A 24,735-nucleotide genomic window follows, 5' to 3' on the forward strand; every position below is an offset into this window, starting at 1 on the left:
ACAACAAAACCTCAAACTTTGAGGCTTCAGAAAAAATATGGAAGAATAAGGCTTTAACATCTTTGTGGTTTTCGGAACTGTGGTTTTCCAAGATGGCCGCCACAGGCTTTACATACACAGACATTTATCCCATAAAGCTGCTTTAGTATCTCAGGCATCTCCTTGTCCCGGAGTTTTGAGAGATACTTTTTGCATCCAAGGATATTCCGGCATAAAGTAAGCTTCTTTCGTTTGCTGCGGGAACAAAGAAGTCCGTAATGCCGAATCCTGACAAAACGTTTTGGCGGTACATGCATTAGAAACCGCCGTATGAATTCAACTCCGGAAAGGGTCAGTTCTTTCCATTGTCCTTTGTTCCGGTAATCTTTTATAGAAAAAGTGACGTTTTCATCATCCATGCAGATGATGCGGTGATTGCTGATAGCAATTCTGTGGGTATACTTTCCAAGGTAATCAATCACAGACTGTGCTCCATTAAAAGTTTTCTTGCAATAAGGAACCCATTCCGCATCATAACAGGAATCAATCAGTTCCTTGAATGCATAATGGTTACGGTATTTTTCGGCAGTTCTATGAAACTTAAGCTGGTTCGTATTCCAGAGATTTTTCAACTCCTCCATATATTTTTCACGAAAAACCTTGGAGATGACCCATATGGGAAGAAAAAACTCAGTACCATTGTCTTTCCATTCGTTTTTAGGTGTCAGACCATCACCAAGCAGTATTGTATGGATATGAGGATGAAAGTTCATTTCAGAACCCCATGTATGTAAGATACAGATATATCCAACAGTAGCTCCCAGATACTTTGGATCAGTAGCCAGTTCACTGATTGTAGCAGAAGTAGCATGATACAGGGTATCATATAATAGTTTCTGATTACTGTAAATGATTGGATTCAGAACATCCGGCACTGTAAATACTATGTGGAAGTACGGGGCATCAAGGACATCCTCTCTGCGGGCATCCATCCACATTTCCTTTGGAACAGCCTGACACATAGGGCAACAACGGTTACGGCAGGAATTATAATGAATCTGAACAGCACCACAGTCTTCGTATACACTGACATTCGCACCGTAAGCCCCTGTTTTGCAGTTCAAGATGTTTCGGGCAACTTTTGCCTGTTCCGGAGAAGGAGAATGCTTTTCAAGATATGCTGGATAAAAACGAAGAAAGATATCCTGCACGGTTGGTTTATTCATGGACAGCACCTTCTTTCCTGTCAAATGGACTTTGGATTCCCATCAGGGATTTATTGCTGACATGAAGATAAACTTCCGTGGATTTTGGATCACGGTGTCCAAGCAGTGCCTGAATATTTTGCCGTTCTATCCCCTGCTCCATCAGATGAGTTGCAAAGCTATGGCGAAGACAGTGGGGAGTTGCCTTCTTGGGAAGTCCAGCATCAGATACTGCCCGACGCATCACCTGCTCCAGTGTACTGACTGTCAGGTAATTGCCAGTGAATTTATTAGGAAACAGGATTCCGCGGGGACGTCCTTTCTCAAACCAGTATTGTGTAAGGATATCCAGGCACCGCTTGGAAAGGATTGTATAGCGATCCATCCGGTTCTTTGTATCCCGGACATGGATCTGCATATTTGAGCGGGAAATGTCATCATAATGCAGGTGAATCACTTCGGAAACCCGCATTCCGGAAGAATACATTATTGCAAACATAGCCTTATATTTGATATCATCGACAGTTTCTAATTGACGGTCGATTTCATCAATAGTCAGTACTATTGGAAGCTTGTGTTCCAGAATCATCCGTGGGACCATGATGTCATCCCAAAGGATGTGCAGGACATTCCGATAGAAAAAACGGATGGCAGAATTATAAAGATTCAGGGTTGTGGCTTTCAGCCCTTCATCTATTTTAGCAAGCAAAAAAGTCCTGACATCCTGACAGGTAAGTTCCTCCGGATTCTTACCCTGATATTTCAGAAAGTAAGAGACATAGTTTTTATAACAGTTGATGGAACGTTCTTTAAGATTCCGGATTTTTGCGGCTTCCTCAAGTTTTTCTAAGTATTTTTCGTACATAATAAAATCCTCCATGTAAAATCAGTAGTATCAAAAAGTCACTGCTTTACACGGAGGCGCATTTGGGTCATAAAACCGCTTGCCAACCAAGCGGAAGGGTGTTATTCTTTTCATAGGCAGTGGGAAGGTCGATCCTGTTTGATTGTTTGGTGTGGTAACTTAACAATACTACTTTTAGGACTTGCTTTCCACTGTTTTTATTACAGAAAACAGAAAATCGCTATGTCACAGCCTTGGTAGGCCATCGCGCAGCGATTTTGTTCAATTAGAATTTGGAGTGATAAACAATGAAATTATTTAACTGGGGTGGAAGAGAATAAACACATACTTCTTCGATTTAACAGACTATGAATATTTAAGGAGAACAATGAAGTATGAGTAAATTGATTTTATTTCCTGTTGCAGAGCAAGAAAAGCCGCTCTTTATTAAACAAGTCCAAGAAGCATTCCAAGTTGGATATGAGTCTGAATATGGCTTATGCGATGACATAATTCTTCCGGAAAAAGATATTGAAGAATCTTTCACAGCGAAAGGAGCAGAGACATACTTTGCTTTGATTGACGGCGAAATTGTAGGTGGAGCTGTAATTGTAATCAATACTGAGACGAGAAAAAACTATCTGGATTTGTTATATGTAAAGGTTGGTTGTCAGAGCAAAGGCACGGGACAAGCCCTTTGGAAGACAATCGAAGAACTTCATCCTGAGACGGAGGTTTGGGAAACACATACGCCTTATTTTGAAAAAAGAAACATCCACTTTTATGTGAACAGATTAGGATTTCATATCGTAGAATTTTATAATCAATATCACAAAGACCCTCATCAAAACGGAGAGCCTGCCGGCGGAATGCCGGAAGAAAGAGGATATGATTTTTTCAGATTTGAGAAGATAATGAAATAGACAACTTCCAGTTGTGCGCCCAGCAAAGGGCAATTAACCCAGCAGGTGCAAATCCTGTCTGCGAAGGTCCAGCCAACCAGCAGTAGCCAGAACTGTTCGGCACTGCGGGGTCAAAGAGCCAGTCATGCTTGACATTGTGGTTAGTTGTCAACTGGGGAGAGCCTGACACTTCTTGGAGACAAGTACGTCCTATCAACTAGAAGATGGAGATGGACGGATGGGCGGCAGGCAGTCGGATAGCTTCATAGTACCGGGGAGACCGGGTAATGCCGGTGGAGGGAAGGGGGCTACATAGTAACGGTCTTTCTGAGGACACATCAACCGTGCCCAGGAACGGAGGTATTGATGGGAACGAAATTAGAGAGAATAGCAGAAATATCGGAGACAACGCCGAAGCCGGAGTTCACGTCTCTATATCACTTGATAAATGCTGAAATGTTAAAACAGTGTCATAAATAATTGGATGGAAACAAGGCAGTAGGCATAGACAAAGTGACGAAAGAAGAGTATGGGGAACATCTGGAAGAAAACATTACAAATCTTGTAGAGCGGCTGAAGAACAGGGCATATAAGCCACTGCCATCGCTAAGAGCATTATACCTTACAAAAGGCTTTAAATTGGCTGCAACGACAGGTAGCACCAACCATAAAAATGGTACAGGAACTGGACAAGGAAAACCATACAACGACACTGAAAGATATGATAGAACAGGCAGAACTGAAAGACAAGCACTAAGTAAAATGGAACAGGACATGGTAGGTGCTGAAAAGTGGATTGAGTTAATCAAGGAATATTCCGTACCAAAGGAACTGACAGCACCATTATTAAATGCAATGATAGAAAAAATCCTTATTCATGACGCAACAACGAATGAGGATAACGAAAGAATACAGGAAATAGAGATATATTACCGATTTATTGGAAAAGTAGACTGATAATGAGGGTTCATATCTTTAACTAAGGGAAAGCGGGACTACAACACCGGAGATGAAGAAACTGATGGAATTGAGCAGAATTTTTCATATCAGCATGGATGAGTTGGTTGGAAATTCTGGTGCATCGGGAGAAAAGGAAGCAGTCTATGTGACTGTGAATCTCCACTATGAATAATAAAGCAAAAGGAATCATAGCCATTGGAAACTTTGCTGCTGGTCTTTTCTCCGTGGGTCTGCTCTCTGCGGGGCTGATTTCCATAGGAGAATGTGCTTTAGCCACCCACATTGCTGTGGGAGGTTATGTCAATGCACACATAGTCATCGGAGGAGCTGCTGACGGAACATTTACTTTCACAGAAAAAGGGACGGCAGCCTGCGAAGAAATCAGACAAACGATCCTGAGGGAATATCCCCGTATATGGAAATTCTTGATCCGGTTATTTTCAGCAGCCATGAGGTGAAACAGAAGATAGAGAAGAAAACTTGGAATTTTTATTCCCTATTAATGAAAAGTGTGTTATACTCATTTAGTTATTGTAAATATGTCAGACAGTTCATTCGTACCATCCTGTCTTTAAACAAAACTAGGACAAAATAAGAGGATATGATCAGACATATTTCTTATGTCTTAGATGAATGCTTAGAGACACGGACACCGCGGGTGGCGTGTCTTTTACTGTTTCATGGGGTTCTTTTCGGAAGAAGGCCTGAAACAGCGGGAAATAGAAAACGAGAGAAAGGGATAAACATGTACCAGTTAAATACACATGCGTCTTTTGACTCCGCACATTTTCTGGCGGGATACGAGGGCAAGTGCAGAAATCTGCACGGACACCGGTGGAAACTATCGGTGACGATCCAAAAGGAAAAAGTAGAAGAACAGGGCCAGACCAGGGGGATGGTCGTAGACTTCGGCGAATTAAAGGACAAGGTAAAAGAAATCGCAGACGAGTTTGACCATGCTCTGATCGTGGAAAAAGACACACTGAAGACCAAGACGATAGAAGCACTGAGAGAAGAAGATTTCCGGATTATTGAAGTTAAATTCCGCCCTACGGCAGAGAATTTTGCCAGATATTTTTATGACCGGATCAAACAGGACGGCTATGACGTTTCTTATGTGGAAGTATATGAGACGCCGAATAACTGTGCCATTTACGGAGAATAGCGATGGAAGTTTTTAAAATAGCAGAAAGCTTTGTGAGTATCAACGGCGAGGGGAAGAAGGCGGGCCGGCTTTCTATGTTTATTCGCCTTCGGGGATGTAATTTAAACTGTTCCTACTGCGATACCAAATGGGCCATCAGCAAAAAAGGTGAGGCGGATCTCATGACGGCTGCGGAAGTGGCGCAGATGGTAAAGGAGTCAGAAGCAGATCTGGTAACATTGACCGGGGGAGAACCTCTGCTGGATGAAAATATCAGCGAATTGATTGGAAGTATTTTGTCACTTCCAAAGACAGAACTGGAAATTGAAACGAACGGAAGTATTCCCATCCGCCCATGGAGAGAGCGGGATGCGAGATTTTCGATGACGATGGACTATAAACTGCCCTCCAGCGGCATGGAGGAGTCCATGTACCTTGAAAATATGGAAGAATTAAAGCCGTGGGATGTCGTAAAGTTTGTGATAGGGACAAGAGAAGATCTGGAGAAGGCAAAAGAAGTTATCGAACGGTTTTCTCTCTGTGAAAAGGCGATCGTGTATTTCAGTCCGGTTTTCGGTGCCATACCTCCGGATGAGATCGTGGAGTTTATGAAAGAACACAGGATGAATAAAGTCAGGTTTCAGATCCAGATCCATAAAGTTGTCTGGAATCCGGAGCGGAAGGGAGTCTAAGAAGCTATGGCAATCGATAAAGAAGCAGTCAAAAAACATATCAGAGGTATCCTGGAAGCGCTGGGGGATAATCCGGACCGGGAGGGTCTTAAGGAGACGCCGGACCGTGTAGCCAGGATGTATGAAGAAGTGTTTGAGGGGATGAATTACAGCAATGACCAGATTGCAGAAATGTACTCTAAAACCTTTGAGGACGATCTGTCTGTAAAAAATCATAAGGATATGGTCGTTGTAAAAGACATCGATATATTCAGCTACTGTGAACACCATCTGGCCCTTATGTACAATATGAAAGTCACTGTGGCATATCAGCCGAAAGAAAAGATTCTGGGACTGAGCAAGATCGCAAGGATCTGTGACATGGTCGGCAAAAGGCTTCAGCTCCAGGAACGGATCGGGTCAGATATCGCAGAGATCATCTCCAAAGTGGCAGGGACAGAGGATGTAGCTGTGCTCATCGAAGGAAATCACAGCTGTATGAGCGCCAGGGGCATTAAGAAAAATCAGGCAAAGACCATTACATCTACGTTGAGAGGGAAGTTTGAAAATGACTCTGCCATGGAGAACCGCTTTTATATGCTCGCAGAAAGATAAGAGGAGGAAAGAAAACTATGTCAAAACCGACAAAAGCAGTTGTAGTATTCAGTGGGGGACAGGACAGTACCACCTGTCTGTTCTGGGCAAAGAAAAAATATGAAGAAGTTATCGCGCTTTCTTTTAATTACGGACAGAAGCATTCGGATGAATTGATTTGTGCCAAAGAAATCTGCAAAAAATATGGCGTAGAGCATCATATTCTGGATATGGCCCTCTTAAACCAGCTGGCGCCCAACTCATTGACGAGGGCAGATATTGAGGTGGACAAAGAGGCGCCTGAAACGGGTACGCCGAATTCCTTTGTAGACGGAAGGAATATGCTGTTTCTTACCTTTGCGGCAGTATTTGCAAAGCAGAGAGATATCCATGTACTGGTGACCGGCGTGTCCCAGAGCGATTTCAGCGGATATCCGGACTGCAGACATGTATTTATTACGTCTCTGGAAACGACGCTGACTCTGGCGATGGATTACGAGTTTGAAGTGATTACGCCTCTCATGTGGATCGACAAAAAAGAAACATGGAAAATGGCCGATGATCTGGGAGTATTTGATGTGATAAGACATGAAACACTGACCTGCTATAATGGAGTCAGGGGGGACGGATGCGGAGAATGTCCTGCGTGCAGACTCAGAAGGCGGGGGATGGAAGCCTATCTTTCGGAGCGAAAGAAATAAAGAACAAATGTCAATGTCATATAGTCAATATTAGAACATTTGTGTGAGTGTGTTTTTGTTGCAGATTTTTATTGATAAAACATTAACAAAGCAGTACAATAAGAATGTAACCATTGGTCAGGGTTGTCAACATTTCAATCCTCTGCAGCAAAGGAGATAACGTATGGGAAGATTTACACTACCTAGAGATTTATACTTTGGAAAAGGATCACTTGAGTCACTGAAGACATTGGATGGAAAAAAAGCTGTTTTGGTACTCGGCGGCGGTTCTATGAAACGTTTTGGATTTGTAGACCAGGTTGTCGATTATTTAAAAGAAGCAGGAGTTGAGACAAAATTAATTGAAGGTGTAGAACCGGACCCTTCTGTAGAGACTGTGTTTAAAGGCGCAGAGGTCATGAGAGACTTTGAGCCGGACTGGATTATTGCGATGGGAGGAGGATCTCCGATCGATGCTGCGAAGGCAATGTGGATCTTCTATGAGCATCCGGAAACTACATTTGACGATGTAAAAGATCCGTTTACAGTTCCTCCGCTCAGGAATAAAGCCAAATTCCTTGCGATCCCGTCAACATCAGGAACAGCTACCGAAGTGACGGCATTTTCTGTTATCACAGATTACAGTTCAGGAATCAAATATCCGCTGGCAGACTTTGAGATCACACCGGATATTGCAATCGTAGATCCTGCATTGGCGGAGACGATGCCTCCGAAACTGACTTCCTATACAGGAATGGATGCACTGACTCATGCCATTGAAGCATATGTGGCAGGACTTCATTCTCCGTTCTCAGATCCGCTGGCATTAGAAGCTATTGAGATGGTGTTTGACAACTTAAAAGCTTCCTACGAAGGGGATATGACAGCCCGTGAGAATATGCACTATGCACAGTGCCTCGCAGGAATGGCATTCTCCAATGCACTTTTGGGAATCGTACACTCTTTGGCTCATAAGACAGGAGCCGTCTTTGACACCGGACATATCACACATGGATGTGCAAATGCCATCTACCTGCCGTATGTGATCCAGTTTAACGCGAAGGTTTGTGAGGAACGCTATGCAGCTATCGCAAGAAGGATCGGCCTTCCTGGAAATTCCGATAAGGCATTGACTCTTTCACTGATCGAGGCCATCCGCGAGATGAATAAGAAATTAAACATTGTTTCCAATCTGAAAGATTTTGGAATTAATGAAGAAGAATTTAATCAGAAGAAGAGGATGATCGCAGAGCGCGCCGTGGCAGACGCATGTACGGGATCTAATCCGAGAGAGACTTCCACAGATGACATGGAAAAAGTTTTGGAATGCATCTACTACGGAAAAGATGTAACATTTTAATAAATATACATAATCGAGGCCGGGACAGTTTATGTCCCGGCTGTTCCTTTCCTTGTAAGAAGAAGCTGGGCAGCAAACATAATTTGTGATGGAGAATCAGTCAATTCTATTCTTGCATCTGATAAAATAATATTGGCTGCGCCCATTTATAGTTGGTCGTGTCCAGCACCTGTGAAAGCCTTGCTTGATCGGCTTGTATACGAAGGTATGCTGTCAGAACGTGATTTGGGATACAATAGTGGATTTATCAGTGATAATAAAACTGATAGAGCAAGAGCATTTGCCAAAAATTTATTGAATAGATGTTAGTGATTCTTATTGCAGCAAAACGGCGCTGTGCTGCGATTGTTTACTGAACAGACCTTCTTTTCAGTCTTGAACTGGAGATTTTATTTTGTAGAATAATCTGATAATTATAGATTGTAATTTAAATTTTCAAATAATCAGAAAACTTAAGAAAAAAATGCTTTACAAGTTAGATATATTTTTGTATGATAGATTCCAACAAAGAAATTCTACAAAAAATAACATTTCGAAACTGCTGAATGAAAGGAAGAGATTTATGACGATCAAAAGAGACAACACACCCGGGTTATACGATTCCAGCTTTGAGCATGACAACTGCGGGATCGGTGCCTGTGTCAATATCAAGGGAATCAAAAGTCATACTACAGTCGACAATGCATTAAAGATTGTTGAGACACTGGAACACCGGGCCGGAAAAGATGCGGCAGGGGAGACCGGAGATGGTGTCGGCATTATGCTCCAGATTTCCCATAAGTTTTTTGAAAAGGCATGTAAAGAGTCCGGCATCGGAATCGGAGGAGAGAGGGAATATGGAGTTGGAATGTTCTTTTTTCCCAATGATGAACTGAAAGTACAGCAGGCCAAAAAGATGTTTGAGATCATCGTGGAAAAGGAAGGCATGAAGTTCCTCGGATGGAGAGAAGTGCCGACCGACAGCACGGTTTTGGGCAAAAAAGCCATTGAATGTATGCCGAAGATTCTCCAGGCATTTATCGAAAAGCCGGAGGATGTGGAGAAAGGATTAGAGTTTGACCGCAGGCTGTACATTGTCCGGAAAGTATTTGAACAGAGTAATGAAGAGACCTTTGTGATTTCCCTGTCCAGCAGGACTATCGTATATAAGGGAATGTTCCTTGTGGGACAGCTCAGAACATTTTTTAAAGACCTTCAGGACCCGGGCTATGAATCTGCAATCGCCCTCGTTCATTCACGTTTCAGTACGAACACGACTCCGAGCTGGGAGAAAGCGCATCCGTACCGGTTCATCGTACATAACGGTGAGATCAATACGATCCGCGGAAATGCAGATAAGATGCTGGCCAGAGAGGAAAATATGGAGTCTAAGTTCCTGAAGGGCCAGATGCATAAGGTAATCCCGGTGGTCAATCCAAACGGGTCCGACTCCGCACGGCTTGATAATACCCTGGAATTCCTTGTGATGAGCGGAATGGCCCTGCCGCACGCGATCATGATCACGATACCGGAACCTTGGGAAAACAATAAAGTCATCAGCCAGAAGAAAAGGGATTTTTACCAGTATTATGCGACGATGATGGAGCCGTGGGACGGACCGGCCTCCATTCTGTTCACCGACGGTGACCAGGTAGGAGCCGTGCTCGACCGAAACGGCCTGCGCCCTTCCAGATACTACATCACAGATGATGATCAGCTGATCTTATCTTCTGAGATCGGAGTCCTGGATATCGACCCTACCAAGATCCTCGTGAAAGAACGGCTTCGTCCCGGAAAGATGCTCCTGGTGGATACGGTCAGGGGCGAAGTCATCGATGATGATGTGGTTAAGGAATCTTATGCGGGAAAAGAGCCGTACGGAGAATGGCTTGACAGTAACCTCACAGAACTCAAGGATTTAAAGATCCCAAATCTTCCGGTGCCGTCTTATGAGACAGAGCAGAGAGAAAAACTTTTAAAGGCATTCGGATATTCTTATGAGGAAGTAAAAACTGCCATTCAGCCTATGGCGTTAAGCGGCTCAGAGGCTATCGCGGCCATGGGTACGGATTCTCCGCTGGCGGTTCTCTCAAAGAAGCATCAGCCTCTGTTTAACTATTTTAAACAGCTGTTTGCACAGGTAACCAATCCGCCGATCGACGCGATCAGAGAAGAACTTGTGACTTCCACCACTATTTATGTCGGAAAAGACGGAAATATCCTGGAAGAGAAACCGGATAACTGCCAGGTGCTGAAAGTCCACAATCCAATTCTTACGGACACAGATCTGCTGAAGATCAAATATATGAAGAGAGAAGGCTTTCAGGTAGCGGAGCTTCCGATCGTTTATTATAAAAATACATCCCTGGAGAAGGCTCTGGACCGCTTGTTTGTTGAGGCAGACCGTGCTTACAGGGACGGAGCAAATATCATTATCCTGTCTGACAGGGGAGTAGATGAAAACCATGTGGCGATCCCATCCCTGCTTGCTGTATCTGCCATGCACCAGCATCTGATCAAGACAAAAAAACGGACTTCCGTGGCTCTGATCCTTGAGAGCGGAGAGCCGAGAGAGGTTCATCATTTTGCCACGCTGCTCGGATATGGAGCTTGTGCGGTGAATCCATATCTGGCACTGCAGGCCATCCGGAAGCTGATCGACGATGACCTGCTTCACAAGGATTATTATGCGGCTGTGGAAGACTATACAAACGCAGTCCTTCACGGAATCGTAAAGATTGCATCCAAGATGGGGATCTCCACGATCCAGTCTTATCAGGGATCTCAGATTTTTGAGGCCATCGGCATTGACTCTAAAGTGATTGATAAGTATTTTACCAATACAGTCAGCCGCGTGGAAGGAATCACCCTAAAGGATATCGAAGAAGATGTAGACATCAGACATTCATCTGCATTTGACCCGCTGGGACTGGAAAATGACCTGATGCTGGAGAGCACAGGCAGCCATAAATTCAGAAGCGGAAAGGAACAGCATCTTTATAATCCGCAGACGATCCACACGCTCCAGATGGCGGCGAGAACAGGAAATTACGAGACCTTTAAAAAGTATACCCACATGATCGATGAGGAATTAGAGCCCGGAAATTTAAGAGGCCTGATGGAGTTTAACTATCCCTCAAAGGGAATACCTATGGATAAGGTTGAGAGTGTGGATTCCATTGTAAAGAGATTTAAGACAGGAGCCATGTCTTACGGTTCTATCTCAGGAGAGGCCCATGAGACACTGGCTATCGCCATGAATATGCTGGGCGGCAAGTCCAACAGCGGAGAGGGTGGTGAACGCCCGGAACGGCTGGCTGTGGGAAGAGACGGAAAGAACCGCTGTTCTGCCATCAAACAGGTGGCATCCGGAAGGTTCGGAGTGACCAGCGAGTACCTTGTAAGTGCGAAGGAAATCCAGATCAAGATGGCCCAGGGAGCAAAACCGGGAGAAGGGGGGCACCTCCCCGGAAAGAAGGTTTACCCGTGGATTGCAAAGACCCGTCATTCAACGGCGGGAGTGGGGCTGATTTCACCTCCGCCGCATCACGATATTTATTCTATCGAGGACTTGGCACAGCTGATCTATGACTGCAAAAATGCCAACAGAGATGCAAGGATTTCCGTGAAGCTTGTTTCCGAAGCGGGAGTCGGTACGGTCGCATCTGGTGTCGCAAAGGCCGGGGCCCAGGTTATTCTGATCTCCGGTTATGACGGAGGTACGGGAGCCGCACCGAGAAACTCTATTTACAACGCCGGGCTTCCGTGGGAGCTGGGGCTTGCTGAGGCGCACCAGAACCTGATCATGAACAATTTAAGGAACAAGGTTGTACTGGAAACAGATGGAAAGCTTATGAGCGGAAGGGATGTGGCCATCGCCGCCATGCTTGGGGCAGAAGAGTTTGGGTTCGCAACGGCGCCGCTTGTGACGCTGGGATGCGTAATGATGCGTGTCTGCAATCTGGATACCTGCCCTGTGGGTGTTGCGACACAGAATCCGGAGCTCCGTAAGCGGTTTGCCGGTAAACCGGAATATGTGGTCAATTTCATGCGGTTTATAGCACAGGAGCTGAGAGAATATATGGCGAAACTGGGCGTGGCCACCATCGATGAGCTGGTTGGACGCACAGATTTGTTAAAGCCGACAAAAGAGACACAAGACAGACACATTGATCTGTCAAGAATCCTGGATACTTCCTATGCCAAGGCAGAAAAGATTGATTACACCCATAAGAAAGTCTATGATTTTAAGCTGGATAAAGTGGCGGACGAGACGGTTCTTCTGAAAAAACTGAAACCCGCACTTGAGAAAAAACAGAGAAAGAGCATCGAACTGGATGTCACAAACATCGACCGTACGTTTGGTACGATCTTCGGGTCCGAGATCACCAGGCGATGGGGAGAAAACACGCTGCCTGACGACATGTACACGGTAAAATGCAGTGGTGCGGGCGGACAGAGCTTCGGGGCATTTATCCCGAAAGGCCTCACACTGGAACTTGTCGGGGACAGCAACGACTACTTTGGAAAAGGGCTGTCCGGAGGAAAGCTGGTGGTATATCCGCCGGCCGGCGTCAAGTTTAAACCGGAAGAAAACATCATTGTCGGAAATGTGGCCCTCTACGGGGCTACCAGCGGCAAAGCATTTATCAATGGAGTCGCGGGAGAGCGGTTCTGTGTCAGAAATTCCGGGGCTGCTGCCGTAGTGGAAGGCGTGGGTGATCACGGATGTGAATATATGACCGGAGGCCGTGTCTTAGTCCTGGGTGAGACAGGAAAGAATTTTGCGGCAGGCATGAGCGGTGGTATCGCCTATGTCTTAGATGAGGACAGTTCCCTTTATATGAATGTCAACAAGGAGATGGTGACCATCGAAAATATCACCTCCAAATACGATGTGCTTGAAGTCAAAGAAATGCTGAAAGAACATGTGGCTTATACCAATTCCGAAAAAGGAAAGAAGATCCTCAGAAACTTTGAAGAATTCCTGCCGAAGTTTAAAAAGATCATGCCGGTAGACTATAAACGGATGCTGAATCTGATCGTACAGATGGAAGAGCGGGGACTCAGCAGTGAGCAGGCGCAGATCGAAGCATTTTATGAGAACGCTAAGTAGGAGGACAGACGAATGGGAAAACCAACTGGATTTATAGATTACGAGAGAAAAGACGCGAGGGCGGAGGAGCCCAGAGAGAGAATCAAACATTATAATGAATTCCACATTCCTCTCCCGACTGAAGAGCAGCAGAGACAGGGAGCCAGATGCATGGACTGCGGTGTACCGTTCTGTCAGTCAGGACTGATGCTTGGCGGCATGGCGTCCGGGTGTCCGCTGAATAATCTGGTGCCGGAGTGGAACGACCTGATTTATACAGGAAACTGGGAACAGGCATTTGAGAGGCTTAAGAAGACCAATCCGTTTCCGGAGTTTACAGGCAGGGTCTGTCCTGCTCTCTGTGAGGCGGCCTGTACCTGCGGCCTCAACGGGGAGCCAGTCTGCTCCAAGCAGAATGAGCTGAGCATTATTGAATACGGCTATGCCAACGGACTTGCGGATGCAAAACTGCCAAAGAGCAGGACCGGGAAAAAGGTTGCTGTAATCGGTTCCGGACCCGCCGGGCTTTCGGCGGCCAATTCGCTGAACAAGAGAGGACATCAGGTTACGGTCTATGAACGTTCAGACAGGGTCGGCGGACTGATGATGTACGGTATTCCAAATATGAAGCTGGAAAAGCAGATCGTGGACCGGAAGATCAAAATCATGGAGGAAGAAGGCATTATATTTAAGACGAATACGGATGTGGGAAAGGATGTCAAGGCGGAACAGCTGAAAAAAGAATACGACAGCATTATCCTGGCATGCGGTTCCTCCCATCCGAGAGACATCGAAGTTCCGGGAAGGGATGCCAAAGGCATTTATTTCGCCGTAGACTTCCTGAAATCCACCACGAAAGCACTGCTGGACAGCGGACTGAAAGACAACACTTACATCAGTGCCAAAGGGAAGAACGTCATGGTCATCGGAGGCGGCGACACGGGAAATGACTGTGTGGGAACATCCATCCGCCACGGGGCCAAGAGTGTCATCCAGCTGGAGATGATGCCGAAACTCCCGGATGAGCGCACAGAGAACAATCCGTGGCCGGAGTGGCCGAGAGTCTGCAAGACAGACTACGGTCAGGAGGAAGCCATCGCTTTATTCGGCCATGATCCGAGAACTTATCAGACAACAGTGAAAGAATTTAAGAAAAACAAAAAGGGTGATGTATCGAAAGCCGTTATCGTAAAGCTTGAAAGTAAAAAGGATGAGAAAACCGGTCGGATGACAATGGCGGAGGTCCCTGGAACAGAGAAAGAAATTTCGGTGGATCTTGTGCTGATCGCTGCCGGGTTCCTCGGAAGTGAATCCTATGTGACCGACGCATTCGGCGTAAAACTCAATGAACGTACCAATGTAGCCACAGAGCCGGACTCTTTTTGCACCAATGTTAAAAATGTATTTACCGCGGGAGATATGCACCGGGGCCAGTCACTGGTCGTGTGGGCAATCCGCGAAGGACGGGAAGCGGCGAGAGAAGTCGACCTTCAGATGATGGGATATACAAACCTGTAATATGTTTTACATTTCCGGAGACGAAGCCAGTTTGGTTTTGTCTCTGGTTTTTTTCGCATTTTTTCCGTATAATAAAAAGAAAACTTAATGGGAAGGACGGATCAGCGAGTTGAAAGAATATAAAGAACTGTTTTTAACCTTTTTTAAAATGGGTGCATTTACATTCGGCGGAGGCTACGCCATGCTCCCGATGATCGAACGGGAGGTTGTTCAAAATAAAGGCTGGGCGACGAGTGAAGAAGTCATGGATTATTTTGCGGTAGGACAGTGTACGCCCGGAGTCATCGCTGTCAATACCTCCACGTTTATTGGATACAAACTGAAGGGTATCAGAGGAGGTATCACGGCGACATTAGGGTTTACAGCCCCATCATTGATTATTATCATGCTCATCGCAGCTTTTATGACCAATTTCAGTGACCTAAAAGCGGTGCAGAGTGCATTTTGGGGCATTCGGGTCTGTGTCTGTGTTCTGATGATCAACAGTATCAAGAAGATGGTAAAAGGCGGAGTCGTGGACTGGCTGACGGGTATGATATTTGCGGCCACATTTTTCGGCATGGTATTTTTCATGAGTAATCCTGTGATTTATGTAATCATCGGCGCTGTTTTAGGACTTTTGCTCTGCGGGAAAGTGCGGAGAGGAGGAGATAGAAAATGATCCTTCTAAAGCTGTTCATTGAATTTTTTAAGACCGGACTCTTTGCGCTTGGGGGCGGGCTTGCCACACTTCCGTTCCTTTACAGCATGGCGGACCGTTTTCACTGGTTTACCCACGCAGATATTGTAAATATGCTGGCAATTTCCGAGTCTACGCCGGGAGCCATCGGCGTCAACATGTCGACTTATTCGGGATTTCATATCGCAGGTATCCCCGGAAGCCTGATCGCCACATTCGGCCTTGTGCTGCCGTCGGTGGTCATTATCATCCTCGTTGCCAGAGTGCTGGAAAGTTTTAAAAACAACCGTCTTGTGGAGGCAGGATTTTACGGCATCCGTCCGGTGGTGGCCGGATTAATCTGCGCGGCGACTCTGTCTGTGTTTCAGGTGGCGTTTTTAAAAGATGGTGAACTGGATCTTCATAAAATAGTTTCTTCCATTGACTTTAAATCTGTGATTCTTTTTGTTATATTATATATGATAAATAAAGTAGCAGAGAAACGTGGGAAATCCATACATCCGATTTTCCTGATCGTGTTGTCGGGATGTATCGGGATTGCCGTGCTGGGAGCTTGATTATGCATATTTTAGGACACTTTAAGACAATTACAAAACATAAAATCCTTGTGGCCAAAGGCTGTTTTAAGGTGGGACTTTACTACCAGGGTATCATGCACGATATGTCAAAGTATTCTCCGACGGAATTTATTCCGGGGGCGAAATACTACCAGGGAAATCAAAGCCCTAACAACATCGAAAGAAGAAAATATGGGATATCCAGGGCATGGCTGCACCATAAAGGGAGGAACAGGCATCATTTTGAGTATTGGATCGATTACAGCCTGAATCCTGACGCTAAGGGCCTGGTAGGAATGAAAATTCCGAAAAAATATATGGCGGAAATGTTAGTGGACAGAATCAGCGCCGGGAAAATCTACAAAAAGAATGATTTTACGAAAGAGAGTCCTCTGGAGTATTTTAATAACGGAATCGGGGCATTGATCATGCATGAGGCTTCCAAAGATTATCTGATGATGCTGTTGACAATGTATGCTGAAAAAGGAGAGAAGGAGACATTTCGCTATTTGAAAAGAGACTTGAAAGAGGACATCAGCGGCTATGACCGCATTTCTCCTTTTGAGAAAACAGGCCCGGTGCCGATTGGCTAGAATTTCATGTATGTACTTCTTGAAACTCTCACATACTTCATGTATAATAACTTGTAAAGAAACGGAATAAACGGCCTGGGGTGTTCGATAACGCCTGCTATTTTGAACCTACAACTATTTGAACGGGATTCCGAATATCCGGCTGGATATCAAGCCACAACACGGTGGAAGGTAGAAGGCAGGATGAGGAAACCCACCTAGCTGTGGCTAGGAGTCAAAATTGCGGGGAACGGCATCTTGGGCATAACAAAAGATAAGTTAAAGAGACTGCAGGCTGAGCCGGCAGTCTCTTTTGAGTTTGCGCGCCATGGGCGCACTCTAACGGGTGAAAGTCCCGAACATGCCCGGGTAGTGGGAAATGTATAGCCGAACAGCAAGGGTGTCCATCGTGAGATGGAATCTGAAGGAAGCTGAAAGCAAACCTCCGGTTCGACGGACAGAAATCGCATATAAGGCTGGACTCTGAGAGATAAGTTGGCTCAAAGCAACAAAGTCTAATAACTATCACATTTGTAGGAGTAAAGTAAATGCGGCGGATATATGGAGGGAAAGAGCATGCACCTTAAGCATGGAGGTCTCACAGAGGTTTCATTAGCCTAATAACAACGAACTGTGAGAAGTCAGCAGAGCCCATAGTAGTGAAGAAGTTTCTGTAACGGAAATGGAGCGAAGGGGTGAACAGTCAATCAGTTTTAGTAGAGTCTGGATTGCAGAAGAGACAACATCTGCCGTAACCAATCGGGGAAAGGGTGGTCAATTCAAGCGAGACGGGAATCTGTTTGCGCACTGGAAGTTTGGAATACTGCCATCGGCCGGATAATGGGAGCTGTATGAGCTGAGAGGTTCACGTACAGTTCTGAGAGGGACTTAGGGGGAGGTTCCCTGGGTCTACTTACTGTATTGTTATGGTAGGAAGTGAAATGTCGGCAAAGCGAGTAATGAGAAATCTCACAAAGTTTATTGAAGAGAAACTAGGGCTTAAATACCTCGGCTTTGGGTTCTGCTTTGACAGCAGGGCACATCAATTCAAGGCAAAACCACACGCAAAATCGATAGCAAAGTTCAAGGCGAGCATGAAGAAACTGACTTGCCGTAGTTGGGGAGTAAGCAATTCCTATAAGGTGAAGAAGCTCAATGCAGAGAGTCCTGACATATCGTGATCCGCGCAGGCGGCAATATTGATGATCATAAGACTTAAAACAGGGCGTCATCATATAAACAGGACTTTTGTACATTGTTAAGATAAGGGTGCAAAAGTCCTTGTTTTATTTGACAGACAGACTGGAAGAATTGATGGAAAAAAACGGATAAGTCTCCCTGCGAACATGGTCAAGATAAATCTGGCCGATGGGGACGGGAGTTTCGTGGCCTGTCAGGAAGATATTTTCCTTATCCGCATCTAAAATATAGGAGAGGTTTACGATGTAAGAACGGTGGACACGGATAAAACCTTTGTTTTTAACAGACTGTTCTATGATATTGAGTTTGGAATAGAATTCAAAACTCCGGTCTTTAAAATGTACAACCACGAGGCGTCCGAGAGTCTCAAAATGAGAAATATCGGAAAGCTGAATGCACTGGAACGTGGTCCGGTTTTTACAGACGATATACGGCTTCTTTTTTTGCTTGAAAACCGAGTAAGCATTGAGAAAGACAGATTCGCCCCTGATAAAGTTCAGCTTTGACTTGATGATGTAATTGAAAGGGTAAGCGGCAAAGCAGTCACTGGCACATTCCGCGCGGACTCCGAGAAAGATCACGAGTCCCCACGGATCATACTCGTGGATACGGAGAACCGTGTCAATCCCGCTTATGTCTTTCAGTCCGGCTTCAACAAAATAAAGATCAAAAAAGTGGTTTGGGTTCTCTAAGTAAACAAGAAACTCCTCACCCGAAGAAAATGCCCGAATACTGACAGGGATCTGATGTCTCTCGGCGATCAACTCAAAAAGTTCTATGTACTTATGCAGTGTTGCGGGAGTATCATCACAAAAGCAGATTGAAAACATAATATCACCTTCTTAATTCTTATAGGGTGTAGATTTTAAGCTGTGACAACATTTTTCGTACCTGACTTAAATAGGTGGTTCCTATGGGCAGAGTAAATCCATTCGTCAGCCGTACCGTGCGGTCAGTAATCTGGTCAATATGGCGCATGTTGATGAGAAAGGATCTGTGAATGCGCAGAAATCCTTTCGGTGTTAATTCTTTTTCCAGCCTGGACATGGACATATAAAACGAAAAGCTGGTGTTGCTGTGGTATACAGTTGTAATCCTCTGAAAGATTTCAAAGTAGTAAATATCACCCAGAGGTATGTAATGTTCATGCGCGCCGCTGCCGCACTGGAACAGGTTGTTCCGCCTCCTTTCGGCCAGTGAAAGAGCTTTTAAATATACAGGTTTGAATTGTTCCAGAGTCAGATATTTGAGATAGAAAAAGTAAAAAGGAAACGTAGGGAAAGTATTTGCAGCAAGCTGTTTATTGGCAGAGATAAAAATAAGCAGGGCATGACAGCAAAGCTTGCGGAGACTTTTGGCCGCTTCAAGACCGACAATCTCATCGTCTTTGCTTTTTGATATTCTCAGGAAAATAATATCTGCCCGTTCCGGATGAGATGACAGATCAAATAATAATTCGTCTTTATTGGTGTATTTAAATATATGGATGTTAAAGTGGTGCTCTGAAGCAATGTCTTTCAATGTTTTTATATGATCTTCGGAGGAGTTCCGATTATTGTTAAAAGTGTAAATGTTCATTGGCATATACTCTCCATTTCGCATTTTGTACTTCTCTATTTTACCATGGAAAAAGTTAGAAGCACAACAAGAAACCGAATCTTTTTAAATATGTCTGGATATCTGTTTTTATTTTCGGTATAATTATTTAATATCTTTTAAAAGGAGCAGTATCATATGAAATTTTATAATAAAAACACACAGGGATTCTTTGGACTTGTGGCGTTTGGAGTACTTCTCTATTTGGGTGTCAGCAATATAAGCTACATATTGAAGGCATTCTCCTATTTAGTCTCAGTGATTTTCCCGTTTATTATCGGAGGATGTATGGCATTTATTATCAATGTGCCAATGAGATTTTTTGAAACAAAGCTGTTTTCAAAAGTGAAAAAAGGAAAGCGGGCACTGAGCCTGATCCTGGCTGTCGTATGTATTATCAGTGTTCTGGCGCTGATCAGTTTTCTCATTCTTCCGGAACTTGCCAATACACTTTACAGCCTGGCATCCAGCATTCCGGGATTTGTGAACGAGATCAAAGAATTTTTACAGAATGTATCCAACAATCCTCTGTTCACCAAACAGAATCTGATGAAGATCGACTTAGATTGGAATAAAATCAGTACAGAACTGATGGGATTTTTCCAGTCCGGCGCCAGCAATATTCTGGGCTCCACGGTATCTGTCATCAGTTCGGCAGTACAGACCGTAGTGACATTTTTGCTTGGCATTGTTTTTGCAGTTAATGCACTGCTGAAAAAGGAGAAGCTGGTACTTCAGACGAAGAAACTTCTATACTCTTATCTGAAAGAAGCATATGCGGACCGTATCATATACATTGGAAACATGTGTAATCTGGCATTTTCAAGTTTTTTGTCCGGCCAGTGTACGGAAGCCGTAATCCTGGGCACGATCATTTTTATCTGCATGAATATACTCGGTCTGCCTTATGCCATGCTGATCGCCATGTTTATCGGCGTGACTTCGCTGATCCCTATTTTGGGAGGATTCATCGGAAGCACTCTGGGGGCGGTTCTGATTTTTATGGTAAGCCCGTTTAAGATGGTTATTTTTGTTATCATGTTTGTTGTAGTACAGCAGATTGAAGGGAATCTTATTTATCCTCATGTTGTGGGAAATTCAGTGGGTCTTCCTGCCATCTGGGTCTTAGTTGCAGTGACCGTCGGCGGCAATCTGGCCGGAGTAGCCGGAATGTTTATCAGTATCCCGGCCTGTTCCGTTATTTATGCGCTTTTAAGGGATGCAGCCAACGAAAGACTGAGGAAAAAAGGGCTGCTTGAGAAAGTTCAGAATAAATAGTGTATATTCCGCGGAATTTAGGTCCATAATACTCCTATATTATTTATGGAGGTGGAAGGAATGGACCGTGACGATATTATCTGTCCATGTGTCGATGTGACCGTGGGAGAAATTATGGATGCCTATGAAGAAGGTGCCACAACAGTGGATGCAGTCAAAGACGCAACCGGCGCAGGAAGCATCTGCGGGGCTTGTCTTGACAATATTGAAGAATTACTTACAGAGTTAAAATCCAAATAATTTCCTTACGCATCTGTGTACAACCCGCGGAGCGTTTTTATTTCATAGGGAAGGTCGTAGAACTTTCCTATGAAATAACAAAAGGCCGGAGAATTGATGAGATATCACTTCTCCGGCCTTGACTTTTTTTATGGGAGATTCTAAAATGAAAGTAAATACTTGCATTACAGAGAGGGATGATACATATGGACGAGACCGGTCAAAAAATTATAGATGCGACTATGTCTCTGGTAAGGGATAAAGGCTACGTGGCAACGACTACAAAAGATATCGCAAATTCCGCAGGGGTGAATGAATGCACCCTGTTTCGGAAGTTTCAGAATAAGAAAAGTATCGTTATGAGCGGTATCGAGCAGGAAAAGTGGCGGGCGGATTTTACGCCGGATGTATTTCAGGATGTCCGGTGGGAGCTGCAGTATGATCTGGAAATGTATATGAGAGAGTATATGAAGAGGATTACCCCTGACTTTGTGAGACTCTCCATCGGCCTGCGGGCTCCGCAGATTTATGAGGAAACAGCGCCGTTTATTATGAAAATCCCTCAGGCGTTCCTCTCATCGTTGATTTCTTACTTTGAACAGATGGCGCAGAGAGGTAAGCTTCCCAGGTCGGATTTTGAGATTTTGGCTATGACGCTTTTTTCCAGCGCTTTTGGTTATACGTTTTTAAATGCGTCGTTTGAAGAAAAGCTTACGGAGGTTGGGAGAGAAGACTTTATTAAAAAAACAGTTGCCGCATTCCTGTATGGAATTACGGCAGAGTGAAGAAGGCGGCATTGTCTTTTGACGGTGCCGTATAAATATAACTAATATGCAAGTATTTACTTGCTTTATGAAGTGAATGGAGGAATATTACATGGAGATTACAGGAGCACAGCTGGTTGTGAAAGCGTTAAAGGCGGAAAAAACAGATACTTTGTTTGCGTATCCGGGAGGTCAGGTAATTGATTTATTTAACGAGCTTTATGATGAGAAGGAGATCAGAGTCATTACGCCGCGCCATGAACAGGGACTAGTGCATGCGGCAGACGGATATGCCAGGGCTTCGGGAAAAACAGGAGTCTGTATTGTGACCAGCGGACCTGGGACGACCAATCTTGTGACCGGCATTGCCACTGCAAATATAGACAGTGTTCCACTTGTTTGTTTTACGGGACAGGTTTCTTCAGGGCTGATCGGGAGAGAATCTTTTCAGGAAGTAAATACGATTAAGATCATGAAGAGTATATGTAAATATGTAGTGACTGTACGTGACCGCAGTGAACTGGGGAAAGCGATCCGCAGTGCCTTTCAGGCAGTCCGGTCAGGAAGGCCCGGAGCGGCAGTCGTTGATCTGCCGAAAGACATTCAGCAGGAAATGGGTTCTGACTTTTATCCGCTGTGCACAGACGATAAACCTGAAGTGCCTGTGCCACAGGAAGTAATAGACCGCTGTCTGGAAGCTTTAAGGGCAGCCCGAAAACCTCTTTTTTTGCTGGGAGGAGGTGTACATATTGCAGGGGCGGAAAAAGAAATGGCCAGTCTGGCAGAAAAGACCGGGATACCGGTTGTCACGACCATTATGGGGAAAGGGGTCCTTCCCTCAGATCATCCGCTGTATATGGGGAATCTGGGTATTCACGGAAGTTTCGCTGCAAATATGGCCACCAGTGAGTGTGATGTTCTGTTTGCCATCGGCACCCGGTTTAACGACCGCATAACAGGAAAAACGGACAGCTTTGCAGACAAGGCAGTTATTATCCATGCAGACATCGAGCCGGATGTGATCTCGCGAAATGTACCGGCAGATATATCGGTTGCCGCAGATGCAGGGAAACTGATCAGAATTCTTCTTGAAAGAGCAAAGCCGTCTGCGGCCGGGGAGTGGGTCAGCCGTCTGAAACTGTGGAAACAGCGGCATCCGGTCACTTTAAAGAAAAGCACATCTGGAGAAATGAGCGCACAGAATGTGATAGAATACATCAATGATCTGTTTGACAGTGCCGTGATCACAACGGATGTGGGACAAAATCAGATGTGGGCGTCACAGTTTTTGAAACTGTCGGAGAAGAGAAAAATGCTCACCTCCGGAGGTATGGGAACAATGGGCTATGGTTTCCCTGCTGCCATAGGTGCTAAATTAGGAGTACCCCGAAAAGATGTTATAGCCATCTGCGGAGACGGCGGATTTCAGATGAATATTCAGGAACTTGCCACGGCAGCGCTCTATGAACTCCCCATTATCATCTGCATCTTCAACAACGGTTATCTGGGCAATGTCCGGCAGTGGCAGGAGATGTTTTATGACAGGCGTTATTCTGCCACATGTACCTGCCGCAGAGAAAGCTGTATGAAAGAATGCAAAAGTGCGTCTGCACACTGTCTATCCGGTTATATCCCTGATTTTGTCCATTTGGCACAGAGTTACGGGGCAGAAGGGATTCGTGTCCGGGAAGTGAAAGACATTCGGAGCGCTCTCCTGAAAGCCAAAGAGAGCAAGAATGTCCCTACGGTTATTGAGTTTATAATAGGCAGAGAACAGAATGTACTTCCAATTGTACCTCCGGGAAATTCACTGGAAAATATGATCGGCGGAGAATAAGGGGAGAGATGAAAAACTTGGGTTTTCTTGTTGACATTCCATGACAGAGATGATATTATATTCAAGGTCGTCAAGACAAGCCGGCGTGTCGGAATTGGCAGACGAGACAGACTCAAAATCTGTTGTCCTTACGGGCGTATGGGTTCGAGTCCCATTGCCGGCATAGTAAAGAACAGCTGAAACCAATAAATTCAGCTGTTTTTTTATTTCATAGGAAAGTTCACGACCTTCCCTATGAAATAAAAACGCTCCGCGGGTTGTGCACAGATGCGTAAGGAAATTATTTGCCTGCGGCAAATTGCATCAGGCACGCAAAGTTGTCAAGCCCCTCAAAGAGTGAGGGAGGGGTTGGGGCGTTGAAGTGGGCTTGCCCACTTTGTTCCTTGCTTAAATAGTTTGTTTTTTATATTCCTGTTAAAGGGGTTTGACAGAAAGAGCCGGATTCTTTACAATAGTGATATAACATAGTGAAAAAGTAGGAATGAGGAGGGAACCCGTGAAGATTTCAACCAAAGGGAGATATGCGGTCCGCTTATTATATGATCTGGCACAGCACAATACGGGAGAATGGATTTCACTGAAGGATGTGTCAAAGAGACAGGGTATTTCCATAAAATATCTGGAGCAGATCGTAAGACAGCTGAGTATATGCGGATATTTAAAAAGCCTGAGAGGTCCGAGAGGAGGATATCAGCTTTCTAAAAAACCTTCGGAATATACGATCGGAGATGTACTGGAGATTACAGAAGGTAGCATTGCCCCGGTTGCGTGTCTGGACGATGAGACCAATCAGTGCGAACGTTATTATGATTGTCCGACAATTTTTGTATGGGAAGGACTGGATAAAGTTGTGAGGGATTATCTGGGCAGTGTGACGATACAGGATATTTTGGACCGTGCCGCTTCAAAAGGCGGAAATGATTTTGTAATATAGATAGATTCAGCAGGCTTCCCGGAATTTCGGGAAGCCTTTCAATTATGGGTCGTGACCCTGTTGAGCACGCAAAGCGTGCGAAATAGAAACCACCCGCTATGCGGGTGCGCGGTGATAGTTATACAAAAAAATCACCTTTCCGTTATAATGAGGTTGTTCAAGCCAATA

23 protein-coding genes, 1 tRNA gene, 1 other RNA gene and 3 pseudogenes are annotated in these 24,735 nt (G+C 44.8%); 24 read left to right on the forward strand and 4 right to left on the reverse strand.

Annotation, left to right across the window (positions count from 1 at the left end):
* Positions 1-53 precede the first annotated feature (53 nt).
* Positions 54-1,205: an IS91 family transposase gene (locus CI597_RS14315; protein WP_024727887.1), complete on the reverse strand. Its 1,152-nt coding sequence runs from the start codon at positions 1,203-1,205 to the stop codon at positions 54-56.
* Positions 1,198-2,049 carry a tyrosine-type recombinase/integrase gene (locus tag CI597_RS14320; protein ID WP_095142995.1) on the reverse strand — a complete coding sequence of 284 codons (852 nt, stop codon included), beginning with the start codon at positions 2,047-2,049 and terminating at the stop codon, positions 1,198-1,200. Before CI597_RS14320 ends, CI597_RS14315 begins: the two co-directional genes overlap by 8 nt.
* A gap of 374 nt (positions 2,050-2,423) precedes the next feature.
* Between CI597_RS14320 and CI597_RS14325 the strand changes: the two genes are divergently transcribed.
* The 18 genes and pseudogenes from CI597_RS14325 to CI597_RS14405 form a co-directional block, all read left to right on the forward strand.
* On the forward strand, positions 2,424-2,951 hold the full coding sequence (locus CI597_RS14325; protein WP_024727885.1) for a GNAT family N-acetyltransferase: 528 nt from the start codon (positions 2,424-2,426) through the stop codon (positions 2,949-2,951).
* A 266-nt stretch (positions 2,952-3,217) separates the two neighbouring features.
* On the forward strand, positions 3,218-3,385 hold the full coding sequence (locus CI597_RS18010) for a hypothetical protein (protein WP_158221722.1): 168 nt from the start codon (positions 3,218-3,220) through the stop codon (positions 3,383-3,385).
* 155 nt (positions 3,386-3,540) lie between these two features.
* Positions 3,541-3,684, forward strand: a pseudogene (locus CI597_RS14330) (replication initiation factor domain-containing protein); the annotation flags it as partial.
* A pseudogene (locus CI597_RS14335) lies at positions 3,675-3,887 on the forward strand (DUF4368 domain-containing protein); the annotation flags it as partial. The pseudogenes CI597_RS14330 and CI597_RS14335, both read left to right, overlap by 10 nt.
* Before the next feature lie 167 nt (positions 3,888-4,054).
* The gene (locus CI597_RS14340) at positions 4,055-4,348 is read left to right on the forward strand and encodes a hypothetical protein (protein WP_051405227.1); all 294 of its coding nucleotides are present in this window, start codon (positions 4,055-4,057) and stop codon (positions 4,346-4,348) included.
* Between the two features lie 287 nt (positions 4,349-4,635).
* Entirely contained in the window at positions 4,636-5,055 is a 420-nt protein-coding gene (gene queD / locus CI597_RS14345; protein WP_024727883.1) for a 6-carboxytetrahydropterin synthase QueD, read from the forward strand.
* Between the two features lie 2 nt (positions 5,056-5,057).
* The gene (gene queE, locus CI597_RS14350; protein WP_024727882.1) at positions 5,058-5,726 is read left to right on the forward strand and encodes a putative 7-carboxy-7-deazaguanine synthase QueE; all 669 of its coding nucleotides are present in this window, start codon (positions 5,058-5,060) and stop codon (positions 5,724-5,726) included.
* Positions 5,727-5,732: 6 nt separating this feature from the next.
* On the forward strand, positions 5,733-6,320 hold the full coding sequence (gene folE / locus CI597_RS14355; protein ID WP_024727881.1) for a GTP cyclohydrolase I FolE: 588 nt from the start codon (positions 5,733-5,735) through the stop codon (positions 6,318-6,320).
* A 17-nt stretch (positions 6,321-6,337) separates the two neighbouring features.
* A complete protein-coding gene (gene queC / locus CI597_RS14360) occupies positions 6,338-7,000 on the forward strand; it encodes a 7-cyano-7-deazaguanine synthase QueC (RefSeq protein WP_024727880.1) in 663 nt (220 codons plus the stop codon).
* A 163-nt stretch (positions 7,001-7,163) separates the two neighbouring features.
* Positions 7,164-8,339: an iron-containing alcohol dehydrogenase gene (locus tag CI597_RS14365; protein WP_024727879.1), complete on the forward strand. Its 1,176-nt coding sequence runs from the start codon at positions 7,164-7,166 to the stop codon at positions 8,337-8,339.
* Between the two features lie 81 nt (positions 8,340-8,420).
* Positions 8,421-8,648 carry an NAD(P)H-dependent oxidoreductase gene (locus CI597_RS19775; RefSeq protein WP_328514493.1) on the forward strand — a complete coding sequence of 76 codons (228 nt, stop codon included), beginning with the start codon at positions 8,421-8,423 and terminating at the stop codon, positions 8,646-8,648.
* 253 nt (positions 8,649-8,901) lie between these two features.
* Positions 8,902-13,434 (forward strand): glutamate synthase large subunit, encoded by a 4,533-nt coding sequence (gltB, locus tag CI597_RS14375; RefSeq protein ID WP_024727878.1) that lies wholly within the window; start codon positions 8,902-8,904, stop codon positions 13,432-13,434.
* A gap of 12 nt (positions 13,435-13,446) precedes the next feature.
* Complete coding sequence (locus CI597_RS14380; RefSeq protein WP_024727877.1) at positions 13,447-14,931, forward strand: glutamate synthase subunit beta; 1,485 nt, start codon at positions 13,447-13,449, stop codon at positions 14,929-14,931.
* 109 nt (positions 14,932-15,040) lie between these two features.
* Entirely contained in the window at positions 15,041-15,592 is a 552-nt protein-coding gene (locus tag CI597_RS14385) for a chromate transporter (RefSeq protein ID WP_024727876.1), read from the forward strand.
* Positions 15,589-16,167: a chromate transporter gene (locus CI597_RS14390; RefSeq protein ID WP_024727875.1), complete on the forward strand. Its 579-nt coding sequence runs from the start codon at positions 15,589-15,591 to the stop codon at positions 16,165-16,167. Before CI597_RS14385 ends, CI597_RS14390 begins: the two co-directional genes overlap by 4 nt.
* Positions 16,168-16,169: 2 nt before the next feature.
* Entirely contained in the window at positions 16,170-16,760 is a 591-nt protein-coding gene (locus CI597_RS14395; protein WP_024727874.1) for a DUF5662 family protein, read from the forward strand.
* A gap of 69 nt (positions 16,761-16,829) precedes the next feature.
* A non-coding RNA gene (ssrS, locus tag CI597_RS14400) (6S RNA) lies at positions 16,830-17,008 on the forward strand.
* A 648-nt stretch (positions 17,009-17,656) separates the two neighbouring features.
* Positions 17,657-17,896 (forward strand): annotated as a pseudogene (locus CI597_RS14405) (group II intron reverse transcriptase/maturase); the annotation flags it as partial.
* A 129-nt stretch (positions 17,897-18,025) separates the two neighbouring features.
* Here CI597_RS14405 and CI597_RS14410 read toward each other — a convergent pair.
* Positions 18,026-18,769, reverse strand: a complete 744-nt coding sequence (locus CI597_RS14410; protein ID WP_024727872.1) for a LytR/AlgR family response regulator transcription factor — start codon at positions 18,767-18,769, stop codon at positions 18,026-18,028.
* Positions 18,770-18,788: 19 nt separating this feature from the next.
* The gene (locus CI597_RS14415) at positions 18,789-19,517 is read right to left on the reverse strand and encodes a LytR/AlgR family response regulator transcription factor (RefSeq protein ID WP_024727871.1); all 729 of its coding nucleotides are present in this window, start codon (positions 19,515-19,517) and stop codon (positions 18,789-18,791) included.
* 156 nt (positions 19,518-19,673) lie between these two features.
* On the opposite strand from CI597_RS14415, the gene CI597_RS14420 reads away from it, so the two are divergent.
* The 6 genes from CI597_RS14420 to CI597_RS14445 all read left to right on the forward strand — a co-directional run bounded on the left by CI597_RS14420 (position 19,674) and on the right by CI597_RS14445 (position 24,567).
* On the forward strand, positions 19,674-20,813 hold the full coding sequence (locus CI597_RS14420; RefSeq protein WP_024727870.1) for an AI-2E family transporter: 1,140 nt from the start codon (positions 19,674-19,676) through the stop codon (positions 20,811-20,813).
* Positions 20,814-20,873: 60 nt separating this feature from the next.
* Positions 20,874-21,053 carry a (2Fe-2S)-binding protein gene (locus CI597_RS14425; RefSeq protein WP_024727869.1) on the forward strand — a complete coding sequence of 60 codons (180 nt, stop codon included), beginning with the start codon at positions 20,874-20,876 and terminating at the stop codon, positions 21,051-21,053.
* 185 nt (positions 21,054-21,238) lie between these two features.
* A complete protein-coding gene (locus CI597_RS14430; RefSeq protein WP_024727868.1) occupies positions 21,239-21,817 on the forward strand; it encodes a TetR/AcrR family transcriptional regulator in 579 nt (192 codons plus the stop codon).
* A gap of 91 nt (positions 21,818-21,908) precedes the next feature.
* Positions 21,909-23,633 carry a biosynthetic-type acetolactate synthase large subunit gene (gene ilvB, locus CI597_RS14435; protein WP_024727867.1) on the forward strand — a complete coding sequence of 575 codons (1,725 nt, stop codon included), beginning with the start codon at positions 21,909-21,911 and terminating at the stop codon, positions 23,631-23,633.
* A 79-nt stretch (positions 23,634-23,712) separates the two neighbouring features.
* A tRNA-Leu gene (locus CI597_RS14440) sits at positions 23,713-23,796 on the forward strand.
* 333 nt (positions 23,797-24,129) lie between these two features.
* A complete protein-coding gene (locus CI597_RS14445) occupies positions 24,130-24,567 on the forward strand; it encodes an RrF2 family transcriptional regulator (protein ID WP_024727866.1) in 438 nt (145 codons plus the stop codon).
* The last annotated feature ends 168 nt before the right edge of the window (positions 24,568-24,735 follow it).

It is taken from the genome of Anaerostipes hominis (ex Lee et al. 2021) (assembly GCF_002270485.1).
In the GTDB taxonomy this organism is placed as follows: Bacteria; Bacillota; Clostridia; order Lachnospirales; family Lachnospiraceae; genus Anaerostipes; species Anaerostipes hominis.